Source organism: Nostoc sp. CCY0012 (genome assembly GCF_963920855.1).
Lineage (GTDB): Bacteria > Cyanobacteriota > Cyanobacteriia > Cyanobacteriales > Nostocaceae > Cyanocohniella.
The window spans coordinates 1-19,815 of sequence record NZ_CAWUDM010000042.1; the positions used below are offsets into that span (position 1 = coordinate 1).

22 protein-coding genes and 3 tRNA genes are annotated in these 19,815 nt (G+C 42.3%); 20 read left to right on the forward strand and 5 right to left on the reverse strand.

Annotated features, from left to right (window positions below; all coding sequences use genetic code 11):
• Positions 1–218: 218 nt before the first annotated feature.
• Positions 219–428 carry a dienelactone hydrolase family protein gene (locus tag ACM0OS_RS13905; RefSeq protein ID WP_414543831.1) on the reverse strand — a complete coding sequence of 70 codons (210 nt, stop codon included), beginning with the start codon at positions 426–428 and terminating at the stop codon, positions 219–221.
• Between the two features lie 29 nt (positions 429–457).
• Here ACM0OS_RS13905 and ACM0OS_RS13910 point away from each other — a divergent pair, with 29 nt between their 5' ends.
• The 13 genes from ACM0OS_RS13910 (at position 458) to ACM0OS_RS13970 (ending at position 10,887) form a co-directional block, all read left to right on the forward strand.
• Positions 458–1,225: a hypothetical protein gene (locus ACM0OS_RS13910; RefSeq protein WP_414543781.1), complete on the forward strand. Its 768-nt coding sequence runs from the start codon at positions 458–460 to the stop codon at positions 1,223–1,225.
• Positions 1,226–1,356: 131 nt separating this feature from the next.
• Entirely contained in the window at positions 1,357–2,718 is a 1,362-nt protein-coding gene (locus ACM0OS_RS13915) for an aminopeptidase P family protein (RefSeq protein WP_414543782.1), read from the forward strand.
• A 47-nt stretch (positions 2,719–2,765) separates the two neighbouring features.
• Entirely contained in the window at positions 2,766–3,050 is a 285-nt protein-coding gene (locus ACM0OS_RS13920; protein WP_414543783.1) for a DUF2934 domain-containing protein, read from the forward strand.
• 181 nt (positions 3,051–3,231) lie between these two features.
• The gene (gene ffh, locus ACM0OS_RS13925; protein ID WP_414543784.1) at positions 3,232–4,689 is read left to right on the forward strand and encodes a signal recognition particle protein; all 1,458 of its coding nucleotides are present in this window, start codon (positions 3,232–3,234) and stop codon (positions 4,687–4,689) included.
• A gap of 116 nt (positions 4,690–4,805) precedes the next feature.
• A complete protein-coding gene (gene rpsP / locus ACM0OS_RS13930; RefSeq protein WP_414543785.1) occupies positions 4,806–5,066 on the forward strand; it encodes a 30S ribosomal protein S16 in 261 nt (86 codons plus the stop codon).
• Positions 5,029–5,463 carry a KH domain-containing protein gene (locus tag ACM0OS_RS13935; RefSeq protein WP_414543786.1) on the forward strand — a complete coding sequence of 145 codons (435 nt, stop codon included), beginning with the start codon at positions 5,029–5,031 and terminating at the stop codon, positions 5,461–5,463. The genes rpsP and ACM0OS_RS13935 overlap by 38 nt, the downstream gene beginning before the upstream one ends.
• A 147-nt stretch (positions 5,464–5,610) precedes the next feature.
• The gene (locus ACM0OS_RS13940; RefSeq protein WP_414543787.1) at positions 5,611–6,564 is read left to right on the forward strand and encodes a PhoH family protein; all 954 of its coding nucleotides are present in this window, start codon (positions 5,611–5,613) and stop codon (positions 6,562–6,564) included.
• A gap of 69 nt (positions 6,565–6,633) precedes the next feature.
• Entirely contained in the window at positions 6,634–7,041 is a 408-nt protein-coding gene (locus tag ACM0OS_RS13945) for a ChuX/HutX family heme-like substrate-binding protein (protein ID WP_414543788.1), read from the forward strand.
• Positions 7,042–7,107: 66 nt separating this feature from the next.
• On the forward strand, positions 7,108–7,896 hold the full coding sequence (locus tag ACM0OS_RS13950; RefSeq protein WP_414543789.1) for a DUF6816 family protein: 789 nt from the start codon (positions 7,108–7,110) through the stop codon (positions 7,894–7,896).
• 206 nt (positions 7,897–8,102) lie between these two features.
• Positions 8,103–9,923, forward strand: coding sequence for an ABC transporter ATP-binding protein (locus ACM0OS_RS13955; protein WP_414543790.1), 1,821 nt, complete (start codon positions 8,103–8,105; stop codon positions 9,921–9,923).
• Between the two features lie 109 nt (positions 9,924–10,032).
• Positions 10,033–10,118 (forward strand) — tRNA-Tyr (locus tag ACM0OS_RS13960).
• Positions 10,119–10,204: 86 nt separating this feature from the next.
• Positions 10,205–10,276, forward strand: a tRNA-Thr gene (locus ACM0OS_RS13965).
• Positions 10,277–10,455: 179 nt separating this feature from the next.
• Positions 10,456–10,887 carry a hypothetical protein gene (locus ACM0OS_RS13970; RefSeq protein WP_414543791.1) on the forward strand — a complete coding sequence of 144 codons (432 nt, stop codon included), beginning with the start codon at positions 10,456–10,458 and terminating at the stop codon, positions 10,885–10,887.
• Positions 10,888–10,942: 55 nt separating this feature from the next.
• Here the strand turns inward: ACM0OS_RS13970 and ACM0OS_RS13975 are convergent, their stop codons facing one another.
• The 3 genes from ACM0OS_RS13975 to ACM0OS_RS13985 all read right to left on the reverse strand — a co-directional run bounded on the left by ACM0OS_RS13975 (position 10,943) and on the right by ACM0OS_RS13985 (position 11,819).
• The gene (locus ACM0OS_RS13975) at positions 10,943–11,371 is read right to left on the reverse strand and encodes a type II toxin-antitoxin system VapC family toxin (protein ID WP_414543792.1); all 429 of its coding nucleotides are present in this window, start codon (positions 11,369–11,371) and stop codon (positions 10,943–10,945) included.
• The gene (locus tag ACM0OS_RS13980) at positions 11,368–11,667 is read right to left on the reverse strand and encodes a hypothetical protein (RefSeq protein ID WP_414543793.1); all 300 of its coding nucleotides are present in this window, start codon (positions 11,665–11,667) and stop codon (positions 11,368–11,370) included. The genes ACM0OS_RS13975 and ACM0OS_RS13980 overlap by 4 nt, the downstream gene beginning before the upstream one ends.
• Before the next feature lie 79 nt (positions 11,668–11,746).
• Positions 11,747–11,819 (reverse strand) — tRNA-Arg (locus ACM0OS_RS13985).
• A gap of 120 nt (positions 11,820–11,939) precedes the next feature.
• Here ACM0OS_RS13985 and ACM0OS_RS13990 point away from each other — a divergent pair.
• The 5 genes from ACM0OS_RS13990 (at position 11,940) to cutA (ending at position 15,192) form a co-directional block, all read left to right on the forward strand.
• Complete coding sequence (locus ACM0OS_RS13990) at positions 11,940–12,110, forward strand: hypothetical protein (RefSeq protein ID WP_414543794.1); 171 nt, start codon at positions 11,940–11,942, stop codon at positions 12,108–12,110.
• A gap of 45 nt (positions 12,111–12,155) precedes the next feature.
• On the forward strand, positions 12,156–12,815 hold the full coding sequence (locus ACM0OS_RS13995; RefSeq protein WP_414543795.1) for an Npun_F0813 family protein: 660 nt from the start codon (positions 12,156–12,158) through the stop codon (positions 12,813–12,815).
• A gap of 138 nt (positions 12,816–12,953) precedes the next feature.
• Positions 12,954–13,805: a hypothetical protein gene (locus ACM0OS_RS14000; protein ID WP_414543796.1), complete on the forward strand. Its 852-nt coding sequence runs from the start codon at positions 12,954–12,956 to the stop codon at positions 13,803–13,805.
• Between the two features lie 17 nt (positions 13,806–13,822).
• On the forward strand, positions 13,823–14,860 hold the full coding sequence (locus ACM0OS_RS14005; RefSeq protein WP_414543832.1) for a transposase: 1,038 nt from the start codon (positions 13,823–13,825) through the stop codon (positions 14,858–14,860).
• A gap of 5 nt (positions 14,861–14,865) precedes the next feature.
• Complete coding sequence (gene cutA / locus ACM0OS_RS14010) at positions 14,866–15,192, forward strand: divalent-cation tolerance protein CutA (protein WP_414543797.1); 327 nt, start codon at positions 14,866–14,868, stop codon at positions 15,190–15,192.
• Between the two features lie 207 nt (positions 15,193–15,399).
• Here cutA and ACM0OS_RS14015 read toward each other — a convergent pair whose 3' ends face one another.
• Positions 15,400–16,347: an ADP-ribosylglycohydrolase family protein gene (locus ACM0OS_RS14015; protein ID WP_414543798.1), complete on the reverse strand. Its 948-nt coding sequence runs from the start codon at positions 16,345–16,347 to the stop codon at positions 15,400–15,402.
• A gap of 603 nt (positions 16,348–16,950) precedes the next feature.
• Here ACM0OS_RS14015 and ACM0OS_RS14020 point away from each other — a divergent pair.
• Both ACM0OS_RS14020 and sir read left to right on the forward strand, forming a co-directional pair.
• Positions 16,951–17,487, forward strand: a complete 537-nt coding sequence (locus ACM0OS_RS14020; RefSeq protein ID WP_414543799.1) for a hypothetical protein — start codon at positions 16,951–16,953, stop codon at positions 17,485–17,487.
• Positions 17,488–17,711: 224 nt separating this feature from the next.
• Positions 17,712–19,655 (forward strand): sulfite reductase, ferredoxin dependent, encoded by a 1,944-nt coding sequence (gene sir, locus ACM0OS_RS14025; protein ID WP_414543800.1) that lies wholly within the window; start codon positions 17,712–17,714, stop codon positions 19,653–19,655.
• The last annotated feature ends 160 nt before the right edge of the window (positions 19,656–19,815 follow it).

Here is a 19,815-nt window from a genome sequence, read left to right on the forward strand (position 1 = left end):
TATTCACAATGCTTCTACAGCCATTGAACCCTCGTAATTTGGCTACAGTATTGTACATCAGCCCTTTTTTTTATACTCTTTTTTTGGCTACAGTATTGTTGTAGTGAGAACTTTAGTTCTCAAATCAGGACTTTAGTCCTGACTACAAACTGATTTCTAGTAAATTTACATTACTTTACATAGCTTGGTTTTTTCAAGTAGTTTTACTTATACGGAAGTTAGACTGCTTCCTTGAGATGGGTATGGAAAAACTTTGTCAACTCGCACCAAGCATCTTCATCTGCTAAACCATTGTAAGCAGAACGTTCATGGCAGAAAAAACCATGATCAGCATCAGGATAGACCTTTAAATTGTACTCTTTACCCAATTCTTGGAATCGAGACTCGACTTGTTTAATTCGTTCAAGAGAAATAAGTATACTGAAAATTTATCAAGACATTGAAGTTGTTTGATCTAGTGGTTTCTATTTCCCAGCCAGAACAATTCATCACAAATGGTCTTATCCCGTGGCTATCAGCATTATTTGCCATTTGTTTAGCTATCATTCATATCTACTCAGGCAAACTACGTTTTATCGATACAATTCCTCGCAGTCGCTGGCTTTCCACGGCCAGTGGCGTCTCAGTCGCCTATGTCTTTGTTCACATACTTCCCGATTTGAGTATTAGACAAAGAGTGATAGCGCAGACGGGAATTTTTGCCTTTATAGAACACCATGTTTATCTCATAGCACTTTTTGGACTTACTGTATTTTATGGGCTAGAAAGAGTAGTTAGAGAATCGCGTAAAATTCAAGAAAAATTGGGTAAAGATACACCAGAAGTAGGTGTTTTCTGGCTACATATCATCTCATTTGCCCTTTACAACGGACTAATTGGTTACCTGCTATTACATCGAGAAGAACCAGGCATTCAAAGCCTTTTCTTGTTTTTTATCGCAATGGCATTGCATTTCGTTGTCAATGATTATGGTTTACGCCAACACCACAAACACATTTATCATACACAGGGGCGCTGGATACTAGCAGTTGCAATCATTGTAGGATGGGTGATTGGCTATGGCACAGAGATTGATCAAGCTGCGATCGCAGTATTGTTTGCTTTTTTAGCAGGTGGAGTAATTCTCAATGTCTTAAAAGAAGAACTCCCTGAAGAACGTGAAAGTTGTTTTTGGGCATTTGCAATAGGTGTAGGAGCTTATACCCTATTGTTGCTAGCACTTTAGGCACTTAAGTAGTCGGCAAGTTCAAAATCATCAACAATCCAAAGCTATAAAATTAAGTTGAACTAGTCTTAAAAACTCCTTTGCAACCCTTGGCGCTGAACTTTAAATTCCTTTGCGATTAAAAAATAATCATGCCCAACCTCTCCCATACCCTACAGCAACGCCGCCAAAAGCTAGCCAAACTCATTGATGTTCCGGCAATTTTGTGGTCAGGAAGCATTAATTCGCGTAACTTCCCTGCCAATCACTTTCCTTTTCGCGCCAGCAGTCACTTCCTCTACTTTGCCGGACTACCATTGCCCAACGCCGCCATTCGCATAGAAGCAGGCAAACTACAACTATTCATGGATGATCCTCACCCAAGTAGCGCCCTGTGGCATGGAGAAATGCCCACCCGCCACCAAATCGCCCAACAAATCGGTGCAGACATCGCTAAACCACTGGCAGAGTTAGAGTCTCACCTAGAAGGTGCAGCCACAATTCCCGCCCAAGATGCTGCTACTTGGACACAGCAATCGCAACTATTAAATAGATGGTTATTACCCCAACAACCACCCCAAGGAATCGATTTAGAATTAGCCAAAGCTATAATTTCCCTGCGCCTCATCCACGACGAAAGCGCATTAGCTGAATTACGCCAAGCTGCTGCGGTGACTGTTGCAGCACACAAAGCTGGTATGGTTGCCACACCAAAAGCCAAACTAGAAGCAGAAGTGCGGGCGGCTATGGAAGGGGTAATCATGTCTGATAATATGACCACCTCCTACAACAGTATTGTTACCGTCCACGGCGAAGTTTTACATAACGAGCAGTATCACCATCCCCTGCAACCAGGAGACTTACTGCTTGCTGATGTGGGTGCGGAAACTGAGATGGGTTGGGCTGCTGATGTCACCCGTACTTGGCCAGTATCAGGGAAATTTTCATCTACCCAAAGAGATATTTATGACGTGGTGTTAGCGGCTCATGATGCTTGCATTGCCAAAATATGCCCCGGTGTAGAGTATGGAGATATTCATCTCTTAGCGGCTATGGTTATTGCTGAGGGGTTGGTAAATTTAGGCATTTTACAAGGAAATAGCCAAGATTTAGTGGAGATGGATGCCCATGCACTGTTTTTCCCTCACGGCATCGGTCATTTACTAGGCTTAGATGTGCATGATATGGAAGATTTGGGCGATTTAGCAGGTTATGAAGAGGGAAGAATCAGGAGCGATCGCTTTGGTTTAGGCTATCTACGTTTAAATCGTCCTTTGCATCCAGGAATGTTGGTAACAATTGAGCCAGGCTTTTATCAAGTACCAGCTATTTTAAATAATAGAGAAGTGCGGGAAAAATATGAAAATATAGTTAATTGGCAACGATTATCTCAATTTGCTGATGTACGGGGAATACGTATAGAAGATGATGTTTTAGTTACAGAAGTAGGTAGCGAAGTTTTAACAGCAGCATTACCAAGTACAGCCAGTGAAATAGAGGATTTATCTAATTGACATAGTTTTGTTTATTTCCTCCGACTTACTTAGATATACAGAAAAAAATGCCTTATGATGTTACTAAATGTCCAGGAAAAAACTGCCCAGTAAAACAAAAATGTTCCCGTTTTACAAATGAAATTCTGGGTCGTCAGGATTTTTTTGGAGAAGCTCCCTATAATTTCACTACTAATTCCTGTGAACACTTTATTAATAACTGCCCAGATGAAAATAAAATCCGCTTGAAAGCTTATGAAATCTGGCAACAAATGGGTTATCAAGAGGGCAAGTCTGTAGAATATTGGCTTCAGGCTGAAAAGGCGTTGATAGATTTAGGGACTTACACCTAAAAAGTAAAGTTGACCCCAAAAGATCGGTTCACCACTCCAAGAAAGGGGAGTATTTGGTTGTTCAAGTCGGGGTGAAAACTACTAAGCTGGTAAATAGCACGTTAAAAATTTACCGGGAAACCTGAATCGCATTCATGGGCGGTTCAACTTTACCCATTGGCGAACTACCTGTAATTACACTATGTTTGATGCTTTATCTGAACGTTTAGAAAGTGCCTGGAAAAAACTGCGGGGACAGGACAAAATATCTCAATCCAATATTCAAGACGCTTTGCGGGAAGTACGCCGCGCCTTGTTGGAAGCAGATGTCAATCTCCAGGTAGTTAAAGATTTTATTAGCGAAGTCGAAGCCAAAGCACAGGGGGCCGAGGTGCTTGCTGGCGTGCGACCTGATCAGCAGTTCATCAAAATTGTGCATGATGAATTGGTGCAGGTAATGGGGGCGGAAAATGTACCCCTAGCGGAAGCCGAGGAACAACCCACAATTGTTTTAATGGCTGGGTTGCAAGGTACTGGTAAAACCACAGCAACAGCTAAATTAGCTTTACATCTGCGGAAATTAGAGCGTAGCTGTTTGTTGGTAGCCACAGACGTATATCGCCCAGCAGCTATTGACCAACTGGTGACGTTAGGTAAGCAAATTGACGTACCAGTTTTTGACTTGGGTAGCGATGCAGACCCCGTAGAAATTGCCCGTCAAGGTGTAGAACGCGCCAAAGCAGAAGGCGTCAACACAGTCATTATTGACACGGCTGGTCGTCTGCAAATTGACGAAGACATGATGGCGGAGTTAGCCCGTATCAAAGAAACTGTCCAACCCGATGAAACTTTGCTAGTCGTGGATTCCATGACTGGTCAAGAAGCGGCAAATCTTACCCGTACCTTCCACGAACAAATCGGTATTACTGGGGCAATTCTCACCAAGATGGATGGTGATAGCCGTGGTGGTGCAGCGCTATCAGTGCGCCAAATTTCGGGAGCGCCAATTAAATTTGTAGGCGTGGGCGAAAAAGTCGAAGCACTGCAACCGTTTTACCCTGAGCGCATGGCTTCGCGGATTCTGGGAATGGGCGATGTGCTGTCTCTGGTAGAAAAAGCTCAGGAAGAATTTGATCTGGCTGATGCCGAGAAAATGCAGGAAAAAATCCTGTCAGCCAAGTTTGACTTTACTGACTTTCTCAAACAGCTGCGAATGCTGAAAAATATGGGTTCATTGGGAGGCATCATGAAGATGATTCCAGGGATGAACAAGCTTTCAGACGACCAGCTAAAGCAGGGAGAAACCCAGCTCAAGCGCTGCGAAGCCATGATTAACTCCATGACTCGCCAAGAACGCCACGACCCAGATTTATTAGCAAGTTCACCGAGTCGGCGGCGACGGATTGCCAAGGGTGCTGGCTATAGAGAAACCGATGTCAGTAAACTAGTGGCTGATTTCCAAAAAATGCGATCGCTCATGCAGCAAATGGGTCAAGGTCAAATGCCAGGAATGCCAGGAATGTTTGGTGGCGGCGATAACGCCTTTGCCGGTGCGGGTAATCGTCCTGCTCCTGGATGGCGCGGTTACAATGCTGGTGCAGCAGGTACGAAAAAGAAAAAGAACAAAGAGAAAAAGAAAAAAGGCTTCGGCAGTCTCTAATGTTTCCCATTACCCCTTAGGGGGCCCGAGTTCCCCAGAAATCATAGCAGCGAAGACTAAGCAAGTGCTAAAATTAGCATTTCAGTACCAACAATTAGGAGAATCATTCCTCAACCATGATCAAATTGCGCTTGAAGCGATATGGCAAAAAGCGGGAAGCGAGTTACCGCATCATCGCTATTAACAACCTTGCGCGCCGTGATGGCCGTCCCCTAGAAGAACTGGGATTCTATAACCCCAGAACTGACGAAGTACGACTAGATGTTCCTGGTATCATCAAGCGTCTACAACAAGGCGCTCAACCAACTGATACCGTCCGTAGCATCTTAGTTAAAGCCAATGTTTTTGAACAGCTCAGTGCCACAAACGCATCTTAAGGACGAAATACAATCCCCAACAGCTAGTCCCAATTACGTTGGGCTAGTTAAGTTTTTGATTCAGCCATTTTTAGAATCTCCAGAGACTTTAAGCGTCGATTGTGAAATTTCTCCCACCCTGAAACGGGCTTGGATTCGCATCGCCTTTGACAGCACAGACAAGGGGAAAGTGTTTGGTCGAGGAGGACGCAATATTCAGGCGATTAGAACAGTAATTGCAGCTGCTGCGGCACTTGCCGGACAATCAGTATACCTGGATATTTACGGCAACAATGCTTTAGGCAGAGAGGGAATGTCTTTTGACGAAGATCAACAAGAACGATCATCGCCACCACCAAAAACACGGGAAAGAGCCGGAAATTTACCTAGACCTGTGGTAAAACCCCGAACTCGCTAGTTAATCAAGAGAAAGTCTGAGCGGTGGAAACTGAGCTACGCCGAAGTGCTGTAGTTACTTCCGCTCAGATATTTCAGATTAAAAATTTAAAATGGTATAACTTTTGTTATCAAAAATTGCACTTCAGAAATTAAGCAATAAATATTTATGGCAGATGCTTTAACAATTCAGCTGCCGAACATTCCCAGTGCGATCGCTCTTGCCGGTGATAGAGAAGAAAATCTCAAACTATTATCCCGACAAACAGGCGCTAATTTGGTGCTGCGTGGGCAAGAACTACATATTGCAGGTACAGAAGCGCAAATTAACCTGGCTTCTCAATTAGTGCGATCGCTTGAAGTAATCTGGACTAAAGGCGATACTATCTCCAGTGCCGACATATTAACAGCCCGTCAAGCTCTAGATAGTAATCGACAAGGGGAACTTCAAGACTTACAGCGAGATGTCTTAGCCAAAACTCGTCGCGGTGAAGAAATTCGTGCCAAAACCTTTCGTCAACGGCAGTACATTGAAGATATACGCAAGCGTGACTTGACATTCTGTGTTGGGCCTGCTGGTACTGGTAAAACCTACCTCGCAGTGGTTGTTGCTGTGCAAGCACTGTTAAATAATCAGGTAGAGAAGCTGATTTTAACTCGTCCTGCTGTAGAAGCTGGCGAAAAACTGGGATTTTTACCCGGAGATTTACAGCAAAAAGTCAATCCCTATCTCCGCCCACTTTACGATGCCATCTATGAATTTATCGATCAAGAAAAAGTCCCCAGTTTGATGGAACGGGGTGTCATTGAAGTTGCACCACTCGCCTATATGCGAGGACGTACCCTCAATCATGCTTTTGTAATTGTCGATGAAGCCCAAAATACTACACCTGCTCAAATGAAAATGGTGTTGACTCGTTTGGGTTTCCGTTCGCGGATGGTAATTACAGGTGACACTACACAAACAGATTTGCCCCTCAACCAAAAATCAGGACTAGGGGTAGCTTTACAAGTCCTCAAGAATGTTGAAGGGATAGGCTTTTGTGAATTTACCCAACAAGATGTTGTGCGTCATCCTCTAGTTCAGCGCATTGTCGCTGCTTATGAACGATACGAAAGATAATTTATCTGTAGTTGCGGAAATTTTCCTCTAGTTGTACTAATCACAAAACCTGATAACTAATAACTGATTATGAGTAAAAATTTGAAAGACTTTTTAGAAGCCTGTGAAAATTTAGGAACCTTACGCATTATTGTTACCAGCAGCGCTGCTGTATTAGAAGCAAGAGGCAAAATAGAAAAGCTATTTTATGCCGAATTGCTTAAAGGTAAGTATGCGAATATGCACACCGAAGGCTTTGAGTTTCATTTGAATATGGATAAAATTACTCAAGTAAAATTTGAAACAGGTGAAGCGAAAAGAGGTAATTTTACCACTTATGCCATTCGGTTTTTAGATGAGAGCCAGGAGTCTGCTTTAAGCCTATTTTTACAATGGGGTAAACCAGGAGAATACGAACCCGGTCAAGTGGAATATTGGCATACTTTACGGGAGCAGTATGGGGAAGTTTGGCAACCTACACCTATTGAAACTTTATGATTTTATCAAGGTTAGCTAATATTCATAATTAGGATTCATCACCACTATCCAATTCTTGTTTGAAAGATGCGTCATATAAGGGTGATTTACAGTTTTTGTTTGATTATTTTATGCCTACTCGCATGGTGTGGGAAAGCAGTAGCCGGGGAGTTATCGGAACGCCTAACAAATTTTCCTCAGTGGGAACAACTAACTTCGGTGAAACCAGCAACAGGAGATTTGGTTTATCCTGATTGGTTTGCTGGTGATTGGCAGGTAACAAGTACGTTAGTCGATTTAGTTGCACCTTTAGCACCAGATATCGTCACCCCTGGATTTGAGGCTAATCGCCAACAACTAAATCAGCCTGTAAGTTTTTTAGTGCGTTTTATTTCCGAAAAACCTCCAATTACTGAGTTAAAACTTATCCCTAAAATAGATAATAAATCAACAATTTTAGTAGCAGATAGAGCGTTTAATAGTTTGAATTTGGCCAGGGCTTATTTAGGGGATAAAGCTGTGTTATCAGTCAAAGCAGATCCCAATTCACCTAATCGTCAAATTACTCTTTTGCGGGGCGATCGCCAATTAGTTTCTATTGTGAGCGCCCGTGCTACTGAAACAACTTCAGATGACAAGTTCATCACTTCAGAAGTATTTCAACAACTATTTAAAGGGGGTTCACAACCCTATTTTAATTCAGTGGAATCTACCACCGCTTATCACAAATTAGCTACATCTCAACCCGCCATTGAGGCAGATCAAGTTACGGCTGTTTATCTCTCGCCTCAAGACCCAGATTATTTTACCGCAGGTTCTCGTCCTGTAGCCCTTTATCGCTATCGTCTGGAATTTTTTCCTGCAACTAGGGGCTAGTTACTAATACCGAGTTGCAGTCAAAGATAGTAACTTGGGCTGGGAGTAGGGAGTAGGGAATAGGGAGTAGGAATATTATGTTTGAACGCAACTTAGTATAACTACGCCTCAAGAGTGATTTAGCATCGTAGCACTTGACTACAGCATACTACAAATGTAGTATAAATATTCCAAGCTAACGCTCATGCTCTTGGACGGTGTGCATCATGGCAACATTTAAAGATATTATCAACTACTTTCGTCCTGATTGGAGGCTGAGTGTTGTCAGTATTGCAGCATCCAGCATTTATGAAATTGTTGACTTGCTTGTTCCTTATGCGATTGGGCAGATTTTAAATGTTCTGTCTAATCAACCATTGGATAGGCCATTGCAAAGTGCGATCGCTAGCATAGGAGAATTGATCAATTACCCAGTAAATCAAACTTTATCTTTAGGTGTCTTACTGGGATTAATTTTTTTGGTGACAGTAGTCAAAGCACCTACACAGCCTTGGTTAACCAGTTGGTTCCATTGGGATATTGCCTTACGGGCGCGTCGGGATAAGACTCAAACAACCATAGCCAAAGTTCTCACACTGCCACTAGAATTTTATGATGAAAATAACCCCGGGCGCATTTCTGGGCGAGTAGCTAGAGGTCTTGCGAACCATACTTGGACGTATCCCGAAATTGCCGGACAGTTGATTCCTAAATTGGTGCGTGTGCTAGGAATTTTCGTGTTTATCCTGTTAATTGAGTGGCGGATTGCGATTTTATATTTGATTTCCTTTGTAGTTATCCTCAGCTTTACCTTGAAGACTTTGCGGCGGATCATTTGGCACGAAAGTCGCTTAGATAAATACATGGAAAACACCGAAAGTCGGACTTCGGAATTGATTACAAATATCAAAACAGTCAAAGCATTTGCCACAGAAGCCAATGAACTAAAACGCCAACAGCAAAGATTGGATCGTGAGTTCACAGTAGTAGATTATCGTATCCACAAAGGTTATGTAAAACTGCTGACATGGCAAAAGGCTATAATTCAATTTTGTGTATTCACAATTTTGGGTCTAACTTTAGCTGCAACAGTAGACGGGAGAATTTCTCTAGGTCACTTTGTCATGACCTTAACACTTTCTAGCATGGCTTATGCCGAACTAGAACCTATTAGTAATCTGGCAGAAGTTTTTGCCCGACGCTATTCTTCGATGTTGCGGTTTCACGAATTTTTGCAAGAACCAATTGGCTCTGATTCAGTTGGTCTATTAGCAGCAGAAAACCAAACCGCATCACCTTATAAATTCACTGGCAAAATTGAGTTATCCCACGTCAGTTTTGGATATGATGACAGTCGTCAAGTTTTGCAAGATATCAACTTGTTGATTGAACCATACCAAACAGTGGCATTAGTTGGGCGTTCTGGTTCTGGTAAGTCTACCTTAGTGAAACTGCTGCTGCGGTATTTTGCACCTCAAGAGGGCGAGATTTTGATTGATGGTCAAGATATTCGCACCTTGGATGTAGGTAAGTATAGGCGGAGGCTGGCGATCGTTCACCAAGAAGTAGACGTTTTTAACGGTACTGTATTGGATAACCTCACCTACGGTAGACCAAACGCCACTCTAGAACAAGTCAAGGAAGCCTGTAGAATTGCCCGAGTTGATGAAGTCATGGAACACCTCCCCCAAGGTTATTACACCGTTGTCGGGGAACGTGGCGTCAGGTTATCTGGCGGACAAAGACAGCGTTTGGGAATTGCTAGGGCGTTGTTAGTTGAACCAGACGTACTAATTTTTGACGAAGCTACCTCCAGCTTAGATTACGAATCTGAACGGGCAATTCAATTAGCCATGCGATCAATTCAGGGAACTTGCACCACTATCGTCATTGCCCACCGTTTAAGTACAATCCGGGAAGCCGATAAAATTGTGGTTCTCGATCAAGGAAGAATTGCCGAAGTGGGTAGTCATGATGAACTGTTGGGTCATCAAGGGATTTACCGTCGCTTGCACTCCCTGCAAGAAACCGGAGAATTACTGAATTAGGCAGGAACAACCTGGTTTTTCCATAAATCAGGTTTCCCCAAATTAAATATTTGTTAAACGCTTGCCAATTCTAAAACCTGGTGCTACTATTGATAATCGTGAGACAAATGGGTCGGTGTCCGAGTGGTTAATGGAGACGGACTGTAAATCCGTTGGCTAGCGCCTACGCTGGTTCAAATCCAGCCCGGCCCACCACTTCTAAGGTAGTGAGCTATAATTGCTAAGTGACTGGTGAGTTCACAGCTTTATAGCTCATCACTTCAAAACCAAGTTTGTTTTTTGCCCGTGTGGCTCAGTGGTAGAGCACACCCTTGGTAAGGGTGAGGTCACGAGTTCAATCCTCGTCACGGGCTTTTTATTATATTTAGTAAATCAACAGTTTAATACTAGTTGCACAATATACGTTTAATCTATCATTATCGTTATCGCTTTGCATAGATCAAGTAAAATGCATTTTTCAGTACAAATAGCATTATTATTTACAAAGTTGTTACTTATACTTTAAGTGCAACATATGATATCCCTAGAAAATATGAAAGTATCAAACATTGTTATTTGTTTAGTTCTTCTTCAAGCTATTTGTGGATGCCAAGAGAATATTCAGAATAGTTTAGAAACAAAAATTAAAAGTGATGTAGAAATTGCCAATTCTAATCTTCCTAAATATCCATCTTTAAAAGAAGAAATTCAACGCCCTGCATTTGATAAATTTGCTGATTCTATAAAAGTAAAATACGATGATAAAAATTCATACGAAATAGAAAAAAATGAATCGGTAACTTCACCTTATACAGGAAAAGTCCAATACCAAATTACTTTGAATATACATGGTAATGAAATAAACATGAAACCCATTAAAGCATTATATGTATATAAAAATAGTAGATGGGAATTTAAAGAAGCCATGATTTCATATGAATATGGCAGAATTAGAAGTTTAGATGTTAGCCCATTGTTTCAATAAATTTTGTTAAAATTATTCAGCAAGACTTTTTTACTGATTAGCAGTGAAGTGTACTTTACACTAACCAATTTACTATTTTTAGATCTGGGATTTGTGAAAAATCTTGATAATTGCGTGTAGCTACTATTGCATTGTGAGTGAGGGCAATAGAGGCAATTCTTAAGTCTTTTTCAATTTTCTTTTTTGCCAGAGACTTGGAGTTTTGCCGTAAAATTTGATAGTAGTTTTCGGCACGAAAATCAAAATTCAAAACAGTTATCACCTTGATGAACTCTGTAGTTTGCCATAGCTTTGTGTACAGTTTAGTAAGATTGCTAGCTTGACCAGGATCATTTAATCTCCCAGTCCAACCGTTGAATAACTCCTGCACAGTAATTATGGTAATTGCTACATTATAAGAATGCTTTTCTACTTGGGTAATTATTGACTTATTCCCAGCTAAGAATAGTGAAGCATGGTCAGTATCGAGAATCCACAAACTCATAAGTCGCTATCTTGTTCGCGCTCTGCTCTTATTTCTTTCATGATTTCTATAAAATCTGGGTCATCCCGAAAAATTCCCGCAAATCTCATCACAGGGTTTTCTAGGGTACTTGGCTGTATCGGTGTAGGAATTTTAATTATTTCGGCTTTATCCAGACGTTTTTGTAATAGCTGCTGAACTTTTTCAACTGCTCCTTCTTTTGTTTCATCTCTAATTTGGCAATCTGGAACTTCTAAGACAGTTGCTATAGTAAAACCATCATTTGTACTTTCTAACAAGATATTCCAGTTATCCATCAGATTTACCTAGCTGTAATTTCTACAATTGGCTGATTACCTGATATTTTACCAATGTTTATTAATTGGCACATTGCAACGAGCGCGGCAGGGTTCGAACCTGCGACCAACGGATTAGAAATCCGTGGCTCTATCCACTGAGCTACGCGCCCAAACTAATATTCTGGCTCCCGAAGAAGTCATCGAATTGATTATATCGTTATATCCTACCAAGAAGCAAACAAAAAATTGCAGATTTACCACTAGCAAGGCTATGATTCAAGTCGCTAGTTATGTCGATTTACACTAAAAATGCAGCAAATGGGCTATTGATTGGCTATATTGTGTGGTCGATAGGTTATTTGTGTGTTGATGTCAGGGTAGCTTCAGGCGATCGCGAGGCTCAACTCAATGGCACGCTAGGTAATCGCACTCTTGGCGATGTTACCAAAACACGACTATAGATCGCATATCCATGAAGCCCCTGTGAGGAGTTATTTGCGAGTGCCATGTTTATTCTCAAACGGCAGGATGTTGAAATATCGAGTATTCAGCACCCAAAACGGGATCAGCAAGTGCCGATTCTTACTTATCAGGGGCAAACCTTTCGCTTGATTAGCCTTTTTAAAGCTAGCCAAGAAGAAGAAGCTAGAGCCTTGTGGCGAGAATTGACTGATAACCGAGGTAAAGCCTGTGTCTTGCTGGAAGAACCGGATCGCTTTAGTGTCTGGGGAAAAGTCCGCTTAGATCAAATAGGTAGTGACACGGGTGGTCATAGCAAGCAAGGAATTTATATTCAAGCCAGTATTTTGCTGCTGCAAGCAGTTTATCTGGACATTGAAGAGTTTTTAGGTGGTCGCCAAGCGACACTATTTGAGAAAGATATGGCAGAATTTTTGCGCCAGCAACAATTTCCCCAAACATCTTCCCTAGAAGCTGTCAAGCACTTGGTATCGATAAATCCCTTAGAAATAGTTAATATTCCTCCTTGGCAAGAAAACCACGTAATTAGTTTCTTGCAAACACTGCATCAACTCGGAAAAAGTTATTTTGGTAATGCAAACTTTGCTAATCAAGTCAATGATCGGTTACAAGATATGCCAGAAGCCGAGCGATCGCTATTTATCAGTTGGCTAAATCAAACTTCACTGAGTAAACTGTGGCAATAGCATGGAAAGTGTGGGAAAAACTGCGGCTACAGGCAGTTGCTTTTGGCCTCCATTGGTGCATCGCTGGATAGATAAACCGCTTCCTACACAGTCCTGCACACCAAAATCAGGCCGAGTGCATTTACACAGTTAATTCCTATGAGCAGTTCATACAAAAATTCCTACCGTTCTCAATCCATCTTCACCAATCGCAACATAATTTTAGCTAGCATCGCCTGGGCTGTGCTGGCACTGTTATACTTTTTGTTGTTTAGTGCCAAAATCCCCGGAGCAGATGGTGTAGAAAGCCGTGCTGACTGGTACGTGATTGGTACAAATATTTTTGAAGCCTTGGCTTACTTGGGTGCAGGTATCTTATGCTTAAGGAACTGGCGTAGCCCGCAAATTGTCAGTAGCAGAAATGTTTGGCTGGCGATCGCTATAGGTATGCTTTCTTATTTCCTGGGAGGGATCATCTTCGGTTACACAGAAATAATTTTAGACAAAGAACCAGATGTGTCTATTGGCGATATATTTTTTGTACTGAGTTATCTTTCCCTGGGCGTAGGCATGACTTTAGCTGTGGCTTCTAGACGAATCAATTTAGAAAAATGGCAATGGCTAATTGTGGTGGCAATAGGAGTCTTTGGCAGTTTGTTAGCATGGTGGATTTCTATGCAACAAGCAGTACCCTCAGAGCCGCTAGTCGCTATTTTGAATTGGTTTTACGTAGTTAGTGATGTGGTTTTGCTAATTATTGCTACCACTTTATTACTGGCATTTTGGGGAGGCAGAGTTGCCCAGTCTTGGAGAATGATTGCGGCGGCCGCGTTTTCGCTCTACATTGCAGATATGTGGTTTAAATATGCTCAAGGGGCAAATTATCAAAGTGGGGAGATTCTAGAAGTGTTTTGGGTATTGAGTGGAGTTTTATTTGGTATGGGCGCTGTCTTAGAACATGACGCATCGTTGAGCAGAACTCGGCGAGAGCGTGGGCGCAAACGAGCTTAGAAAATTTGGTGTCTACCGTGAGAAAACTAACAGATCCTGACAAGAAAGAAATTCTGAAGTTATATCGAGAAACTGCCGAAACAACCTCAACTTTGGCAGAACATTATGGCGTGAGTAACTCGACAATTAGTCGGCTACTTAAAAGCACCTTGCCAGAAGACGAGTACGAATATCTCGTTTCTCTCAAACGTGCTGCTAGGACTCCTGAAGGCAGGGCGCAGGTAAATTATGAACAATTACCTTTGTTAAGTCAGCCAGAGCCAGACTTAAAGCCAGAGCCACCACCAGAGCCAAAGCCAGAGCAGCCACCAAGCCAGGAAACAAAAACTCCTCGCCTGAAGTTGCCAGATATTGAGCCAAAAGAAGCAGTTATCGAAGGCGAACAATTAGAGGAGGAAGACGAATTTAGTACCTCCATGAGGCGAGTCCGTCGGCGTCCCTCAGCAGAGGAAAAACCAAAGCTACGCTCAACAAAACGATTAGAAGTTGTTGAACCCAAGCCGTCGGAAATCACCAGCATCCCCACCCCCATCTTAAAAGACGAAAATCCTGAAGCAACTGTCATTGCCAACATGCTGGGAGAAGACTTGCTAGATGAGTCGGAGGATTTGGATGATTTAGACGACGATTTAGAGGATGATTTAGACGATGAAGATTACGACGAAGATTATGACGAAGAGGAAGAAGACTTAGACGAACCAAGACCATTAGTTACTAGACGTAGAGCCAATGAAGCACCAGTGCAAGTGTTGCCATTATCAGCAGCGCAATTGCCCAAAACTTGTTATTTGGTAATTGACCGTTCCTCGGAGTTGATTACCCGACCACTCAAGGACTTTGGTGACTTAGGACAAATTCCTAACCTGGAAACCCTGCAAAAAACATTGCCGGTGTTTGATAACCATCGAGTAGCAAAGCGCTTCTCCACCAAGCGCGATCGCGTGATCAAAGTTCCCGATAGTAAAATGCTCCATAAGGCTAGTACTCATCTACAAGCCAAGGGAATCACGCGACTGTTGATTGATGGCCAGGTATACTCTTTGTCGATGGTCTAAAAGTCATGGAGATACCTGCTGATTATGGTGTAGTCTTTGTCACAACTGCCAGCAAGCAGGAGGCGGAAAAAATTGCACATGCCCTTGTAGAAGCTAAACTTGCTGCTTGTGTAAGTATGTTGCCCATTCATTCAATTTACACATGGCAAGGAGAAATATACAAAGAGTCCGAGTGGCAGTTGTTAATTAAAACCGACTTGGCACAATTTTCCATTTTGGAAGCCAAAATTCGGGAACTGCACTCTTACGAAGTGTCAGAAATCATTGCCCTACCGATAATTGCGGGTTCTCAAGCCTACTTGCAATGGATTTCTGAACAGGTTAAACGTTAAACCAATTCGCAATTCGCAATTCGCAATTCGCAATTCGCAATAGAGCCTCCGGATGCCGCTAGGCTGTACGCAATTACGTGTTGTAAAGTGGATTTAGACACCGCCACAACACTTGCGGCTTGATAGAAGTCGGGGACTTAAACCCCTACATTTTGTTAAAAGTGAGGAGTTAGAAGTAGGAGTCAGGAAACTCCCCATTTCTAACTCCTAATTTTCAGGGTAAACGGCCGCTGCAAAACGCTCTGCCAAATTTATAATGTCTTGTTTACGGGCCAGTTTATTCATCCATTCTGGGGGAATGTTTTCCACACCGTAGTAAATGCCTGCTAACCCTCCAGTGACTGCGGCGGTGGTATCTGTATCTCCACCTAAATTGACGGCTTTGAGTACGGCTTCCGAGTAAGACGAAGTATTTAACAAACACCACAGGGATGATTCTAGAGTATCAATGACATAACCCCCAGAATTAATCTCCTCCACGGGCAGGTTGGCTATTTCGCCACTAAATATCCTGCCAAAATGCCGCCTCTCCAAAAGATATTCCCGCGCAGAATAAATAGACTGGATTTTTTCTAACCCTTGTAAATAAGCTGCTTGGAGACTAGCCCCTGCCAATAAGGCGACTGCAATACTAATATAAATGCCACAGGCCATTTGCGATCGCACATGAGCATGAGTAATGGCTGATACATCATGCACCCGCGCCATCAATTCTGGAAAAGTCACGGTTTTATGACAATAAGCCATCGGCAAAATTCGCATTAAAGAACCATTGCCATTACTATCTTCTACCTTACCTCCTGCCTGATGTGGTACAACTCCTTGTTTCAGGCGCATAATTGCTGCATGGGTAGTGGGGCCAATATCAAACAAATCGCCACGGGGAGTCCAATAAGCTTGCTTATACCAACGCCAAAAGGAATTGGCTATGGTGTCTAAGGAATATCCTCTACAAAGGCTTTCTGCCAAACAAAAAGTCAGTGAACTATCATCAGACCAAGTTCCCGGCGGTTGATTCCATGTGCCATAACCTAGCATTGTTGTCACCGGAGACTTAACTCTCTCAGCGCGGCTAGTAAACTCAACTGGCACACCCAACGCATCACCGACACATAAACCCATCAAAGCAGACAACGTTTTTGCAGCGGTTAGCATTATTCAATCTCCATGAAAATTACCAAAATTTAACCTTATAGATTCCACCCTCAAGCTGGTTGCGATAGTTGCCATATCCCATTGTTTCATCCTATGTAAAAAACCAGAACAATGGGTATTAATTAAGTATTTCATTTGTGATATATTCACTAAATTTTCTTTTCCTGACTGTGACAGTTGATAAACTGACTATTTTTATTAGAACTCCCGGACAGGAAAATACGAAAGTGAAAATATAACATCTTAGATAATACTAAATAAGATAATATATTGTTGTAGGTTGGGCTACGCCACTGTGAAGTCACAAGATATATGACAGATGGCGTATGAGAGAGGGAGGTATTTTTTTAGTGGCAAATCTCTTATTTAGATAGCATTTGTCAGGTAGCTGAGAACATCAACTGCTTATAGAACTCTGACAACAATAGACTTTCCAGCACGTTCTGTATCTTTTGCCATGTAACTTATACCTTACTAGCCTTAAAGTCTTATGCATCAATAACAACAGTCATTGGACAAATTAGAAAAATTATCTGGAACCTTTTTATACTATTTTCGACTTTTAATATATAAAGCAAAACACACAAAGTTTTTTCAAGAATTATGAAAAATATACTCAAGTCTTTTATGGCAATCTCTGCATTGTCTTCCTTAGTAGTAGCTCCTATTCTTCTTAGTGCCGGTCAAGCTTCAGCCCAACCAACTAGAGGTACCGATGCTAGTTATGTTGGTGCTGGTGTAGCCGCTGGCGTGACTAATGGTGGACAAGACGGTGATGCGGCGACCTTGGGTGGTAATCTTACAGGCCGGTTGAAACTAGGCAATACACCATTTTCTGCACGTGGTAATGTCCTTTGGGGTAATGAGACTACAGCTATCATCCCAGAAATTTCCGTAGACGTACCCATTGCTAATCGCACTAACGCTTATATTACTGGTGGTTATTCTTTCGTAGAAAACAATGGCGCACCCACTCCCTTGGGTAACAGAGAATCAGTAGTAGTAGGTGCTGGCGTGGAATCAGAAGTTGCTAATAACTTCCTCGTTTACACCAATGCTAAAGTCGGACTTCGTGCTTACGAAAATAGCCCGGCTTCTGCTATCAGCATTAATGGTGGTTTAGGTTATCGGTTTAGATAGAGGCTAGGGGAAAGAGGCAGGGGGCAGGGAGGAAATTTCTTCGTTACTCCCCACTTCCTACACAAGCCGGTTTTGTTAAGTGTTTAAACACGTACGAAGCCGGCTTTTTGCCGTGTTAAAATTAAAGTATTCCTCATATTTCCGACCGAATTACCGGGGATCACTCAGCCGAAAATAAACTTCGGCGTTGACCGATGCCTTATTGAGAATACTATACAACTGTGATGGTTAAATCTGCTCCTGCCCCAATTGCTAATCGTAATAAGCCTTCCAAAGTGGAAGGTATCAAGGAAAAAAGTAATTTTTTACGTGAACCTGTAGCTACGCAAATCCTTGAGGATACTACTCATTTTACCGAAGAAGCGGTACAACTTCTCAAATTTCATGGTTCTTACCAGCAAGATAACCGTGACAATCGTGTAAAGGGACAGGAAAAAGATTACCAGTTTATGCTGCGGACGAGAAATCCTGGTGGGTTTGTACCGCCGCAGTTATATCTGGCTTTAGATAATTTGTCCGATGAATTTGGCAACCACACGTTGCGCGTCACTACCCGACAGGGGTTTCAATTGCACGGGATTTTAAAAAAGAATCTGAAAGCTGCGATCGCTACTATAGTGCAAAATATGGGTTCGACTTTGGGTGCTTGCGGTGACCTCAACCGTAACGTCATGGCACCACCCGCGCCCTTTAAGAATCGCCCAGAGTACCAGTATGCTTGGGAATATGCTAATAATATTGCTGACTTACTGACACCGCAAACAGGGGCATATTACGAAATTTGGTTAGATGGCGAAAAGGTAATTAGTGCAGAAGAAAGCCCAGAGGTGAAAGCCGCGCGTCAGCGTAATGGCACTGGCACAATTATCCATGACAGTGAGGAACCAATTTATGGTACTCACTATATGCCCCGCAAGTTCAAGGTTTGCGTGACTGTACCTGGTGATAATTCCGTTGATTTATATACCCAAGACTTGACTCTGGTAGTAATTACCAATCAACAGGGAGAATTATCAGGATTTAATGTTTTTGCTGGTGGCGGTTTAGGTAGAACCCACAATAAAGAAGAAACCTTTGCCAGATTAGCCGATGAAATTTGCTATGTGGACAAAGATGATGTCTACAACTTAGTCAAAGCCATTGTTGCTACTCAGAGAGATTATGGCGATCGCACTGACCGTCGTCATGCCAGATTAAAATATTTAATCAACGATTGGGGTGTAGATAAATTCCGTTCCCAGGTTGAGGAATATTTCGGGAAATCAGTTGCACCGTTTCAACCATTACCAGAGTTTAAATATCAAGACTTCCTTGGTTGGCAAGAACAAGGCGACGGCCAGCTATTTTTAGGCATTTCTGTTGATAATGGTCGAGTTAAGGATGAAGGTACATTTCAACTGAAAACCGCCTTACGGGAAATTGTTGAGCAATTTAACTTACCCATGCGCTTGACACCCCACCACAACATCATTTTTTACGACATTGCGCCAGATATTCAGCCAGCCATTCAACAAATTCTCAACCGTTGCGGTGTCGTTTCTGACCCCAACACCATTGAACCTCTAGTACGTTATGCAATGGCTTGTCCGGCTTTGCCTACCTGCGGTTTGGCTATCACCGAATCAGAACGGGCAATACCGGGGATTTTACAAAGAATCCGCACCCTGCTAGATAAACTGGGTTTACAAGATGAGCATTTTGTGGTAAGGATGACAGGCTGTCCTAATGGTTGCGCTCGTCCCTACATGGCAGAATTGGGTTTTGTCGGTAGTGGCCCCGAATCTTACCAAGTGTGGCTGGGAGGTTCGCCAGATCAGACACGCTTGGCGCAACCTTATACTGAGCGGTTACACGATAACGACATAGAGAGCTTCCTAGAGCCGATTTTTGTTTATTTTAATAAATCGCGGAATTCTGGTGAAAGCTTTGGTGATTTTTGCGATCGCCTGGGTTTTGATGCTCTGCGTGAATTTGCTAGCAATTACGAGCCAGGAAGCTTCACTCCTCAAGCTACTCAGCCTAAGCGTTCTCCTAGTAGATCCCGCCATCGTATCAGTCTTCATGATGACATTTACGAGAAGTTAAAGGCTGCTGCTACCAGTCAAGGCCAGCCCATGACTAATCTAGTGAATCAGGCTCTAGAAGAATATTTGCAAAAGCTGTCATAAAAGTTGGCTACATATACCCCTCATCAATACTGGTGAGGGGTGATGGCAGTTTTCAGATAGCTGAATATATTTTAATGAAAAATTGCTTGTAAATGCTGTGAGCCAACCAGATGAAGGAAACAGCAAGTATATTATTTAAAAAATTGAAATTTGCCTAAGC